11 protein-coding genes are annotated in these 12,291 nt (G+C 69.8%); 4 read left to right on the top strand and 7 right to left on the bottom strand.

Features of this window, described 5'->3' with window-relative positions:
- Positions 1–437: 437 nt before the first annotated feature.
- On the bottom strand, positions 438–2,066 hold the full coding sequence (locus GVY64_RS18770) for an adenylate/guanylate cyclase domain-containing protein (protein ID WP_159843172.1): 1,629 nt from the start codon (positions 2,064–2,066) through the stop codon (positions 438–440).
- Positions 2,067–2,745: 679 nt separating this feature from the next.
- A complete protein-coding gene (gene trhA, locus GVY64_RS18775; protein WP_328820972.1) occupies positions 2,746–3,429 on the bottom strand; it encodes a PAQR family membrane homeostasis protein TrhA in 684 nt (227 codons plus the stop codon).
- Positions 3,430–3,644: 215 nt separating this feature from the next.
- On the opposite strand from trhA, the gene GVY64_RS18780 reads away from it, so the two are divergent.
- A complete protein-coding gene (locus GVY64_RS18780) occupies positions 3,645–4,424 on the top strand; it encodes an isoprenyl transferase (RefSeq protein WP_159843174.1) in 780 nt (259 codons plus the stop codon).
- Between the two features lie 228 nt (positions 4,425–4,652).
- On the opposite strand, the gene coaA is transcribed toward GVY64_RS18780, so the two are convergent.
- The gene (gene coaA / locus GVY64_RS18785; protein WP_159843176.1) at positions 4,653–5,585 is read right to left on the bottom strand and encodes a type I pantothenate kinase; all 933 of its coding nucleotides are present in this window, start codon (positions 5,583–5,585) and stop codon (positions 4,653–4,655) included.
- A 181-nt stretch (positions 5,586–5,766) separates the two neighbouring features.
- Between coaA and GVY64_RS18790 the strand changes: the two genes are divergently transcribed.
- Entirely contained in the window at positions 5,767–6,966 is a 1,200-nt protein-coding gene (locus GVY64_RS18790; protein WP_159843178.1) for a DUF885 domain-containing protein, read from the top strand.
- Positions 6,967–7,259: 293 nt separating this feature from the next.
- Here GVY64_RS18790 and GVY64_RS18795 read toward each other — a convergent pair whose 3' ends face one another.
- Positions 7,260–7,709: a nitroreductase family deazaflavin-dependent oxidoreductase gene (locus GVY64_RS18795; RefSeq protein WP_159843180.1), complete on the bottom strand. Its 450-nt coding sequence runs from the start codon at positions 7,707–7,709 to the stop codon at positions 7,260–7,262.
- An 11-nt stretch (positions 7,710–7,720) separates the two neighbouring features.
- Complete coding sequence (locus GVY64_RS18800) at positions 7,721–8,185, bottom strand: PaaI family thioesterase (protein ID WP_159843182.1); 465 nt, start codon at positions 8,183–8,185, stop codon at positions 7,721–7,723.
- A gap of 93 nt (positions 8,186–8,278) precedes the next feature.
- Here GVY64_RS18800 and GVY64_RS18805 point away from each other — a divergent pair, with 93 nt between their 5' ends.
- Both GVY64_RS18805 and glyA read left to right on the top strand, forming a co-directional pair.
- On the top strand, positions 8,279–8,857 hold the full coding sequence (locus GVY64_RS18805; RefSeq protein WP_159843184.1) for a TetR/AcrR family transcriptional regulator: 579 nt from the start codon (positions 8,279–8,281) through the stop codon (positions 8,855–8,857).
- Between the two features lie 135 nt (positions 8,858–8,992).
- On the top strand, positions 8,993–10,288 hold the full coding sequence (gene glyA, locus GVY64_RS18810; RefSeq protein ID WP_159843186.1) for a serine hydroxymethyltransferase: 1,296 nt from the start codon (positions 8,993–8,995) through the stop codon (positions 10,286–10,288).
- A gap of 58 nt (positions 10,289–10,346) precedes the next feature.
- On the opposite strand, the gene GVY64_RS18815 is transcribed toward glyA, so the two are convergent.
- Both GVY64_RS18815 and GVY64_RS18820 read right to left on the bottom strand, forming a co-directional pair.
- Positions 10,347–11,093, bottom strand: a complete 747-nt coding sequence (locus tag GVY64_RS18815; protein ID WP_159843188.1) for an ESX secretion-associated protein EspG — start codon at positions 11,091–11,093, stop codon at positions 10,347–10,349.
- Entirely contained in the window at positions 11,090–12,286 is a 1,197-nt protein-coding gene (locus GVY64_RS18820) for a hypothetical protein (RefSeq protein ID WP_159843190.1), read from the bottom strand. Before GVY64_RS18820 ends, GVY64_RS18815 begins: the two co-directional genes overlap by 4 nt.
- Positions 12,287–12,291 lie beyond the last annotated feature (5 nt).

Below are 12,291 nucleotides of genomic sequence, written 5' to 3' on the forward strand. Positions count from 1 at the left end.
GCCGCCGTGCCGCCGTGCCGCCGTGCCGCCGTGCCGCCGTGCCGCCGTGCCGCCGTGCCGCCGTGCCGCCGTGCCGCCGTGCCGCCGTGCCGCCGTGCCGCCGTGCCGCCGTGCCGCCGTGCCGCCGGGTCTCGGTGCTGCTGCTCCGCTGAACTGCTCGACCGCCCACAGGAGTGGCTGAGGGACGGGACGGATCGACGCGGAGGCGGCGCATTCAGGGGTCGTGGCGACTTCGAGCGCTCGAGCCGAGAGCGACACTGTGCCCGGTGGGCAGCACGCTCGCCTCGGTGCGGCTCGCCGAGGCTGAGCGGCGGATGCCAGAAGCGACGCGCCCGGCAGCCTTCGGGCGAGGCGAATCGGCCATGACGCATTGCGCACCGATACCCGATACGTCATGCCGGATGCGGCACAGTGACCTTCGATCTCGCGGCAGGGGCCTAGCGCCGGGGCGGGGCGTCGACTTCGGCATCCGGCGTCATGGTTGCATCGGCCGGGGGTTCGGCGGTGTGGATTTCGATGACCGGGTTGGTGTCCGCCGGAAGGTCGGGCCGGTCGGTGCCGGTGTCGATGGATTCGGGCTGGGTCCCGGAGGTGTCGATGTCGGTCCAGCAGACCGTCGGCTCCTTCATGCCGCGCAGCACGATGGTGTCGTAGCACGTCCATTTGGCGCGCTCGTGTTCCGCACCAGCCTCGATCACGGCTTGGCTCACCAGGATCCGCCGCGGTACCTCCTTGGCCGCCGTGGTGAGCCGCGCGGCCTCGTTGACGGCGTCGCCGATCACCGTGAACTCGAGCCGGGTGTCGGATCCGACGTCGCCTGCGAACACCGGTCCACGTGCGACGCCGATTCCGATGTCGAGCTCACCGGTGGCGATCACCTCGTCCCGGATGCGGCGCGCCGCCCGCAGGGCCGGGGTGGCGTTGTCGGCCAGCGCGATCGGCGCTCCGAAGACGCACAGCGCCGCGTCGCCCTCGAACTTGTTGACCAAGCCGTTGTTCTCCTCGGTCGCCGCGACGACGGTCGCGAGCAATCGGTTGAGCTTGGCCACGAACTCCTGCGGCGGCAGCCCGGTGGACAGTTCCACCGACCCGGTCACGTCGACGAACAGGGCCGACACCTCGCGCACGTCACCGGTGAGATCCGCGCTGCGGGCGAGCGCGCGCTCGGCCACCTCCGTGCCGACATGCCTGCCGAACACCTCGCGCATCCGCTCCCGCTCGCGCAGATTCGCCGCCAGCTCGTTGACCGAATGCTCCAACCTGCCGATCTCACTCGTACTGCCGATCGGCACCCTGGCGCCGAGGTCGCCTTGCGCGATCCGGTCCAGCGCGCGACGCAGGGTGCGCATCGGCGCGGCGACCGCACGGGCGAGGAACGCCGTGGCCAGCGCGCCGACGCCGATGCCGACCGCGGACAGGTAGATGGCGGTGCGGACCCGGTCGGGTGCGGCCGCCGCCGGGTCGGCCAGCACGACGATCAGCATGAGCAGCGGAAGCGCCGCCGCGACCGCCCAGGTCAGCACGACCCGGACCAGCACCGAGGAACTCCAGTGCATGGTCCACCCGAGCACCCCGGCGACCACCGGGATGGTCGGCCGGATCAGCCGGTCCACGATCAGGAAGGTGACCGCCGCCGACTCGAAAGCGCCGATCGTGAAAAGCGACGCCGTCACACCGGGGTCGTTGTCCGGGCTCAGCCGCGCGAAGACGACGGTCGCCACGATCACGCCGGGAATCCACAGCGCCAGCGCGCGCATGCTGATCGCGACGGGCAGGTGCAGCAGGCGTCGCGCCTCCACCTCGGTGGGCTTGCGCGCGGCGTCGAGCCAGCCGAAGTACAGCTTCCGGTCGCGCACCGCCAGCACGATGCCGACCAGGAACCCGACCGCCGGATAGATGCCGACGAAGGCCAGCGCCCGCGGCCAGTCATCGCCGAGCCTGCCGAGAAATCCGTTGAGCCACAGCTGGGTGACGATCACCGCGAGACCGCTGAGGTTCGCCGTAGTGACCAAGACGGCCAACCCACCTCGCGCTTTGAGCGCCCAGACGACGAACTTCGAGATCATCGGAGTCGCGATCCCGATGGCCGGCGCTGGTCGGTGGCCGCCGACTCCGATGCGGTCGGCTCGGCCGGGATTCGTACGCCTGCCCGAGCGAGCTCCCGGCTTCCGGAAAGGGTGACGGCAGCGACTCCTGGAGCCGGGCTGGTCCGGGCGCCCGTTCGGGCCGACATCGGTTCGGGCCCGAAAGGCATGATTCCGAGCAGTTTCTCGCGGCCGCGCCCACGTCCGGGGTGCGGCACGGCGATGCCGCGCGCGGCGGCGAGGAGGAGCACGAACGAGCAGCTTAGAGCCATGACGAGCGGTACAGGCGGTTTCCCGGTCAGCTCGCCGGGCAGGCGCGGCGACCGGCCGTCCCGGAGCACCGTGGGGCGCTCGCCGCCCGGCCGCGTGGAGTAGGCGATGGGATGGACGGGCGGGTACGACTCGGGGCGAAGGTCGCATTCGCCCGCATCGGTCTGCTCCGGTCGTGGCACATCCACCCGCTGGCGGGCCGTGGACCGTGCCGGGGAGGTGGTGCCGCGTACCGCCGAGGAGACGAGTCCGGCGAGCACCGCCCGGCAGAACTCGGGCCCGCGCGCGTACCGGCGCGCTCGGCGCCGCATCGCCGCGCGGCTCTCGGACGCACGCTGTTCCATCGCCTGCGCCGCCCCTCTCGTCCGACCTCCCTGTCGACTCTATGCGCTCAGCGCAAGACGACGAGCCAGACCGCCGCGTAGTGGGTCAGTGCCGCGAGCACCGTGGCCGCGTGGAAGAACTCGTGGTGACCGAAGACGGTGGGCCACGGATTCGGCCATTTGGTGGCGTAGAGAATCGCGCCCCCGCTGTAGAAGAGGCCTCCGATCAGCAGCAGGATCAGCGGCGCGATGCCGATCTGGCCGTTGAGCTGCCCGGCCACCGGCACGATCGCCCAGCCCAGCAGCAGATACAGCGGAACACCGACCCAGCGGGGGGCGCCGGGCCACAGCAGCTTGAGCGCCACTCCGGCCAGCGCGCCCGCCCAGACCACCGCCAGCAGCGTCTGCCCGGTGCTTCCGGGGAGGCCGAGCAGGGCGAAGGGGGTATAGCTGCCCGCGATGAACAGGAAGATCATCGAGTGGTCCGCTCGCTTCATCCGGATGCGGGCGCGTGCGGTGGGCCAGGTCACCCGGTGGTAGACCGCGCTGACGCCGAACAGTCCGCACACGGTGATCCCGTAGATCAGCGTCGACCATCCCGCGGTCGCCGAGACCGTGGCGGCGGTGGCGATCAGCACGACGGCCGCGATCGCCGCGACACCGACGGCCCAGGTGTGAATCCAGCCCCGCATGCGCGGCTTGACCAGCGCCTCCGCGAGCGCTTCGCCCGCCGAGCGGGGGACCGGTGCCACCGCTCCGGCGTCGGCGGTGCCGACCGATTCGGACACGAGTACCTCCTCGATGGGCAGCCGGGCGGTCACCTCGCGGCCCGGGAACGGGCGGGTCGGGACCGAGCGACTGAACCCGTCAGTAACCTACGCAACCGTAACTTGCGTGCTCTCGGCTACTGTACCGGCGTATCGCGGTCGATGCCGAGATCGTGTCCCCGAGGCGTAGGGTTGCCCGCGTGGAACTTCCGAGTCAGGTGCGGGGTCTGCCGTATCGCATCTACGAGGCCCGCCTGTCCAGGCAGCTGGCGGGCAAGCAGCATCCCCGGCATGTCGCGGTGATGTGTGACGGCAATCGCCGGTGGGCGCGGGAGAACGGTTTCACCGACGTCAGCCACGGCCACCGGGTGGGCGCGCTGAAGATCGCCGAGCTGGTCGGCTGGTGCGAGGCCGAGGGCATCGAGATGGTGACCGTCTACCTGCTGTCCACCGAGAACCTCCAGCGCGATCCGGACGAACTGGAAACCCTGTTCGAAGTGATCACCGACGTGGTCGAAGAGTTGTCGGCGCCGGAGCAGAACTGGAGCGTGCGCATCGTCGGCTCGCTCGACGGCTTTCCCGAGCTGATCGCCAAACGGCTGCGCACCGCGGCCGAACGCACCGACGGCCGCAACGGCGTGCACGTCAACGTCGCGGTCGGCTACGGCGGCAGGCAGGAGATCACCGACGCGGTGCGCTCGCTGGTTCGTCAGGAGATCGCCGCGGGGGAGACCGGCGAGGACCTGGTCCAGTCGATCACCGTGAACGCGATCGGCCAGCACCTCTACACCTCCGGTCAGCCGGACCCTGATCTGGTCATCCGCACCTCCGGCGAGCAGCGACTGTCCGGGTTCCTGCTCTGGCAGAGCGCATACTCGGAGATCTGGTTCACCGAGGCGTACTGGCCGGAGTTCCGCCGGGTGGATTTCCTGCGCGCGTTGCGCGACTTCGCCGCGCGTCATCGCCGTTTCGGCGTTTGATTCGATCCCGGTCTGCTGAATCCGGGATCACCGGCGTCGGTGTCGCGTACCGTGCGGTCTCCTGAGCTCGTTCGACCACCGGCCCGCCGAAGCCGTACCGGGGAGCCGGATGACTCGATCGGCTACGCGGATTCGGTAGGTCTTTCCTCGTTTATCCCGCGCATCGCCGCGGTTCGCGATATCGACGTCGCGCACCGGCTGGAAGAGACGTCAAAATTGTAAGGCAAATCACAATTTCCGCAGCCGCAGCCGATTGATGCTGTGGTCGGCGTCCTTGCGCAACACCAGGGTCGCACGCGGACGGGTGGGCAGAATGTTCTCCACCAGATTGGGCCGGTTGGTGTTGTTCCAGATCTCCTGCGCGGCGGCGGTCGCCTGCTCGTCGGTGAATGCCGAGTAGTGGTGGAAATGCGCGTTCGGATCGGCGAAAGCGGTCTTGCGCAGAGTGAGAAACCGTTGCACGTACCACTTCTCGATGTCCTCGATGCGGGCGTCGACGTAGATCGAGAAGTCGAACAGATCCGAGACCATCAGGCGCGGACCGGTCTGCAGCACGTTCAAACCTTCCACGATCAGAATGTCGGGCTGGCGCACGCAGTGCAGCTTGCTCGGCACGATGTCGTAGGAGATGTGCGAATACACCGGGGCGCAGACCTCGGCGGCGCCGGATTTCACCTCGGTGACGAAACGCAGCAGCTTGCGGCGGTCGTAACTCTCCGGAAAACCCTTGCGGTGCATGATGCCGCGCCGGGTGAGTTCCGCGGTGGGATAGAGGAATCCGTCGGTGGTGACCAGGTCGACCCGCGGGTGGTGATCCCAGCGGGCCAGCAGCGCTTGCAGCACGCGCGCGGTGGTGGACTTGCCCACCGCGACGCTGCCCGCCACCCCGATCACGAACGGTACCTGCTGGTCGGGATGGGTTTCGCCGAGAAAGGTCGCGGTCGCGGCGAACAACCGCTGACGCGCGGCGACTTGCAGATGGATGAGACGAGCGAGCGGAAGATAGACCTCCGCGACTTCCTCGAGATCGATCTGTTCCCCGAGACCGCGCAAGCCGATCAGTTCTTCCTCGGTGAGCACCAGAGGAGTCGATTTACGCAGGGTCCGCCACTGTTTCCGGTCGAATTCCACGTATGGACTCGGCTCGCTCATCCGTGCCACTTACCCGACACTCCGTTTCGGCAAACACGCACAGTTACGGTGCGGATCCGGTGAGATTCGGTCTAGCTGTCGCCGCATAGCCGAATTCTGCTCCGCGTCACCCGAGTGGGATGAGCGGGGTACCACTACCCGTTGGTAACCCGCTCGATGACCCAGGTGTGAGCCGCTAATGTCGGCTGGCATGGAAGCGCATCCGCTCGTCACCGAATACCTGCGGCTCGGCCTCGCCTTCGACCGGCTGGAGGAAGGCTTCGTCGACGCCTACACCGGCGACCCCGCGCTGCGCCGCGAGGTGCAGAACGCGCCCGCGCCGCAGCCGCGCGAACTGGCTCGTCGCGCCGCCGAGTTGCGCGCCGCGGTGCCGGAGGCCGGGTTGGCGCCGGAGCGCACCGAATTCCTCGACGTGCACCTGCGCGCGCTGGAGTGTTCCGGACGGAAGTTCGCCGGCGACGACATCGGCTTCGTCGAGGAGGTCCGCGCCTACTTCGATGTCGACATCGCGCCCGGCGACGTGGACGACTATCGCGACGCGCACCGGCAGATGGACGAGGTACTCGCCGGAGACGGTCCGCTGGCCGAACGGGTGGCCGCGCATCGCAAGGCCGACGAGATCCCGCCGGAGCGCCTGGCGGCGTGTGTCGAGGCGTTCTCCAGCGCGCTGCGCGAACTGGTCCGCGCCCGGTATCCGCTGCCGGACCACGAGCACGTCACCTACGAGGTGGTCGGCGACAAGCCGTGGTCCGGGTTCAACTACTACCTGGGCAACTACCACTCCCGAGTGGCGATCAATTCCGACCTGAAGCAGCACATGGCGCATCTGCCGCAGCTGATCGCGCACGAGTCCTACCCCGGGCACCACACGGAGCACTGCCGCAAGGAGGCCGGGCTGGTCGCCGCCGGGCAGGCCGAGCAGACGCTGTTCCTGGTGAACACGCCGCAGTGTCTGATGGCCGAGGGGCTCGCCGATCTGGCGCTGCGTTCGATCGTCGGACCCGGCTGGGGCAAGTGGGCGCAGGAGATCTACGCGGATCTGGGCCTGCGCTTCGACGGCGAACGAGCCGAACGTCTTTCGAACGCCTCGGCCGGACTGCTCAGCGTGCGCCAGGACGCCGCGCTGCTGCTGCACGACCGCGGGCGGTCGGCCGACGAGGTGGCGGAGTTCTTGCAGACCTGGAGTCTGACGACCCCGGAGCGGGCGCGCCAGTCGCTGCGATTCCTGTCTTCGCCGCTGTGGCGCGCCTACATCTCCACCTACGTCGAGGGATACCGGCTGCTGGGCGGCTGGCTCGATCGCGCGGTGGATGCCGAGGAACGCGCCGATCGTTTCCGCAGACTGCTCGACGAGCCGCTGACACCGGGCGCGGTGCGCGCCGCGGTGTGAGGATTACTGGATCACCGCGCAGCCCTGTCCGCCCGCGGAGAGTGCGCACAGCAGCAGCGAGAGGGTGCGCAGCAGCGCCTCGACCGGAGAGTTGGGCACCGAGACCGAGCCGACCATGTTCGCTCCTTCGTCAGGTGTTCGTGAACTGTCACCGAGGAAACCGGTCGGCGCACCAGCGCTCGTTACGGCTTGTCGAGCCCCATGAATCGGTGGCGCGGCCTCGCCGCGATCGTTCGCCCACAGTCGCCGCATCCGTCACCGGGACCGAGCGGTCGCGGCTCGGCGCGGGGTGGTCAGGCGCCCGCGAACGTGATGCGCACCGAGATCGGGTCGCTTTCCAGCGCTTTCATGGTGCGCTCGGTGACCGAGGCGGCGACGCGCCCCTTGGCGAACGTGCGTGAGCGGGCCACCACGTCGTCCTCCGGAACGAACGTGGCCGTGCCGGTGCGCCAGTGGCTGCCCTGCCGGAGCCGGACGTGCGGGTCGGCGGCGATGTTGCGGGCCCAACCGGACCGATGGCCGTGCTGCGAGATCAGCCACGCGCCCGTCGCGTCGATCGACGCGGTGACCGGCACGCGCCGCGGCAGGCCCGATTTCGCGCCGACCGTCTCCAGTTCGGCGATCAGCGACGACCGGACGCCGAGCCGGTCGAGCAGGCCGACGGCCGGGTTGACCAGGTAGCGGCCGATCAAGCGTTCGCGCCGGAACTTGCGTACCGCGGCGCTGGGCGTTCGTCCCGCCATGGCAGTGCTCCTCAGGATCGATGGTGCGGGCGGAAAATGGCGCAGGTGGTGGTGGCGTGCGCGACCAGGCGGCCTTGCTCGTCGCCCACGCGTCCCTCGGCGGTCGCGGTGGTGCGCCCGAGATGGATCGTGGTGCCGGTGGCGGTGAGGCGCTGTCCGTCGGTGGGCACGGCGCGGATGTAGTTGATCTTCAGTTCCAGCGTCGTGTACCCGACCCCGGCCTCCAGGGTGGTGTGCACCGCGCAGCCCATCACGGAGTCGAGCAGCGTGGCGCAGATGCCGCCGTGCGTGGTGCCGAGCGGGTTGGCGAAGTCGGGCCTGGTGCGCAGGGTGAAGACGACTTTGCCGTGTTCGAGCTCGCCGACCTCGATGCCGAGCAGGTCACCGATGAACGGCGGACGGTCCGTCCTGGTCATCGCGGTGCGCAGGAGTTCGAGACCGGGCAGCTGAGCCAGGTCGACGGTGGCTTCGGACATTTGCCCATCCTTTCGATGAACCGATCGGTCCACATCTGACATGATTGCAACATGGACCGATCGGTTCACGCAACCCTCGGGCAAGGAGTTCGCATGACGGCGGGGCCGCGCACCAGGCTGATCGAAAGCGCCATCGAACTGGTCCGCGAGCAGGGCGTGCACGCCGCGGGTCTGGCCACCTTGCTGGAACGCAGCAACGCCTCGCGCAACTCGCTCTACCAGCACTTCCCGGCAGGCAAGGGCGAACTCGTCGAGACCGCCACCCGGGTCGCCGGCGCGCGGATCGGCGAGGTGATCGACAAGGTCACCGCCGCGCCGCCGCGGCGCTGGTTCGACGCGCTGCTCGGTTGGTGGGTCACCGCGCTCGAGCGGACCGGCTATCGCGCCGGATGCCCGGTCGTCGGCGCCGCGCTGGCCGAGGCGGAGCCACGGGTGCAGGCCGCCGCCGGCGAAGTCTTCGCCGCCTGGCACGAGCGGCTCGGTGCGGCACTGGTGGCCGCGGGCATGTCCGCCGAGGATGCGCGTTCCTTCAGCAGTTTCGCGTTCAGCGCGATGGAGGGAGCCATCGTGCAGGCGCGGGCCATGAAGTCCACGCGCCCGCTGGAAGACGCGCAGCGGCAGCTCGCGGCGTTGCTGGCGAACTACCTGCCGGAGGACGGCGAATCCCGCTGAACGTCCGTCGTGCCGGGTCGGCGTAGGCCCGGGGCGTGTCGCACGTCACGAACGGACCGCGCGACGTGCCTGCGTCCACCGGGAGGGATGAACCCCCTGCTCGAGGGCCGGGCGCACGGCCCATAGACTGAGGTCGTGACGCAGACGACCGCCTCTGTCAATTCCCAGTCTCTCGGTGAGCTCGATCCGGAGCTCGCTGCCGCGATGGCAGGCGAGCTCGCCCGCGAACGCGACACGCTCGAGATGATCGCCTCGGAGAACTTCGTGCCGCGCGCGGTGCTGCAGGCGCAGGGCAGCGTGCTGACCAACAAGTACGCCGAGGGCTACCCCGGGCGGCGCTACTACGGCGGCTGCGAGCACGTCGACGTGGTGGAGACCTTGGCGCGCGACCGCGCCAAGGAGCTGTTCGGCGCCGAATTCGCCAACGTGCAGCCGCATTCCGGCGCGCAGGCCAACGCCGCGGTGCTGATGTCGCTGATGGACCCGGGCGACAAGCTGCTCGGCCTCGACCTCGCGCACGGCGGTCACCTGACCCACGGCATGCGCCTGAACTTCTCCGGCAAGCTCTACGAAGTGCACTCCTACGGGGTGAGCAAGGAAGACCACCGCGTCGACATGGACGAGGTGCGTGACATCGCCTTGCGGGCGCGCCCGAAGGTGATCGTGGCGGGCTGGTCGGCCTACCCGCGCCACCAGGACTTCGCGGCGTTCCGCTCGATCGCCGACGAGGTCGGCGCCTACCTGTGGGTGGACATGGCCCACTTCGCCGGTCTGGTCGCCGCCGGTCTGCACCCCTCGCCGGTGCCCCACGCCGACGTGGTGTCCTCGACCGTGCACAAGACCCTCGGCGGTCCGCGCTCCGGCCTCATCCTGGCCAAGCAGGAGTACGCGAAGAAGCTGAACAGCTCGGTGTTCCCGGGCCAGCAGGGTGGCCCGCTCATGCACGCCATCGCCGCCAAGGCCGTCGCGTTCAAGATCGCCGCGAGCGAGGAGTTCCGCGACCGTCAGGAGCGCACCCTGTCCGGCGCGAAGATCCTGGCCGAGCGGCTCACCGCCGCCGACGTCAAGGACAAGGGCATCAGCGTGCTCACCGGCGGCACCGACGTGCACCTGGTGCTGGTCGACCTGCGCAACTCCGAGCTCGACGGCCAGCAGGGCGAGGACTTGCTGCACGAGATCGGTATCACCGTGAACCGCAACGCCGTTCCGTTCGACCCGCGCCCCCCGATGGTCACCTCCGGCCTGCGCATCGGCACCGCCGCCCTGGCCACCCGCGGCTTCGGCGATACCGAGTTCGCCGAGGTCGCCGACATCATCGCGGGTGCGCTCGCCGGTAGCGCCGACCTGGACGCGCTGCGGGCCCGGGTGAGCAAGCTGGCCGAAGACGTTCCGCTGTACGACGGCCTGGAGGACTGGCGCCTGCTGGGCTGACGCCGGGTTCGCTTCGTGCGTCCGGCGGGCCGGAGGCACGAAGCGGTCGCACGGCGAGTCAGCCGGGTAGGTCCATGCGCGCCTTGGCTCGCACGATCGATTCGTCCAGGTAGCGAGTGATATCGGCGCTGGTCCCGGGGCGGATCATCAGCGCCCGGTTCGCGGGGACCTCGCAGTAGCGGCCGTCGGGCGTGTCGATCCAGCGGAGGCGGCCGGTGCGCAAGGGTTCGGCGTTGCGCGGGCCGAGGAGCACGACCGCGGTGCCCCGGGTGGTGCACGACTGTCGCCAGAAACGCCGGTAGCGTTCCTTTGCCTGGCTGGCCGGCGCGTTCCCGAACAAGTCGGGGCGATCGTCGTTGAGATCGTCGAGCAGGAAACTCTTCTCGCCGACGGTCCCGGCGGGGGTATCCGGCAGCAAGCGCACGACTTCGGTGGCGAGCTGGTCGGTTCGACAGCGCCGCAACAGCACTAGACCGCCATCGGGTGCGGGCGATTGCACGGCGAGCACCCCGGAGCCGCCGCGCGTCCCGCAGGCGACGACGCGCAGTTCGACGCCGTCGCGCGTGTTGTCGTAGCCGAACAGTTCGACGCGCCAGTCGGGAACGGCCAGCGTGGTGATCGCACCGCGCAGCGGCAGCCGCTCGTCGCGGCCGAGTTCCGCGCGGAACTTCCGTTGATACTCCTGGTACTCGTGCAAACCGGGGAACCGGCTGGTGAACCGGAACGGGAACGGCATGCGATCCTGTCCGGTCCCGAACCACGCCGCGGCGAACTGTTCGGCCGTCAGCGACCACTGCGCCGTCATTTCTCGCCCAGTGCGGGCGGCACGGTCGGCTGCACCTCACCGAGCAACTCCTTCGCGTGCTCCTCGGTGCGCAGGTATTTCGGCGACTTGTGCTCATCGTCCTCCGCGCGCCTGCCGCGCAGGCCCGGTGGGACCATGCCCGAGTAGCCCGAACCGACGGACGCCGGCGAGCGTCCCGGCACGGTGGATTGCGGATTCGCCGCCGCCGGGGCGGTGGGCTGAGCGGGACGCGAAGTACCCGATCGCGCCTGATCGTCCGCGACGCCGGGGGAGCCGGCCGCCCCGGGCGTTCCCGGCCGGGCCTGCGTGCCGTTCGGCCTGCCGTCGAACGATGTCGGGACGACGGTGGCGGGTGTGGCGGCGGGCGTCGTCGTCGGGACGAAAGATGTCGCCGGAGTTGTCGTCGTCTGCGTCCTCGCGGTGGACGCCGGCGTGGTCGATGCGGTGTCCTGGCTCTGCGACACGGCCTGCGCCGTAGTCGTTTCCGCGGTGTTTCCCGCCGTCGGCTGCGTCGGCTCGCCGGGCGTGCCTTCCCCCTCCGCCTCGCTGGGTGAGGCGGTGCCTTCGGATGTCGGCTTGCCGTCGGCTGAGGGACTGCCGGGGACAGGGCGGCCGCCGTCCACCGGCTGCGACCCGACGCTCGGGTCCACGTCCGTCGAGGCGCTCGTTTCGACACCCGTCGGCGTCGTGGCGGCGGGGCTGACCGGAGCCGGCAGCGTCGGGATGGCTGGGGCGGTGGCTCCGTACGGCTGGATGTACTGGCTGTTCATCTCGTCGCGGGCCTGCTCCTCCCGCGAGTTGCGCTGTTCCGGATTCGCCGCGCCGGCCGCGGCGTCCACCAGGTCGGGCACCGCGGATTTGAACTTCGACGCCGCGTTCGCCGCCGCCGACAGCGGCAGACTCTGCGCGCTCAGGGCCTCACCGAGTTCGCCCACCCGCCCGGCGTAGTCCCGGACGCCACGGACCGCGCTCTCGGCCGCCGCGCCCTCCCAATGTTGTTCCACCGCCTTCTCGACGGCATCCGCGAAGCGCTGCCCCGCGTTCGTGACCGTCGCCGCGATGGCCGACCACGCGGCGAACGCGCCGTCGAGCCCGGCCGGATTCATGGCGTCGGCCGCCTGCTTGATCTCGGCATGCGAGAAACTCTGCGCGTTCTCCGGATTGGTGATCGCGCGGCCGTCGGTTTGTCTCATGATTC

The organism is Nocardia sp. CY41, assembly GCF_009829325.1.
GTDB lineage: Bacteria > Actinomycetota > Actinomycetes > Mycobacteriales > Mycobacteriaceae > Nocardia.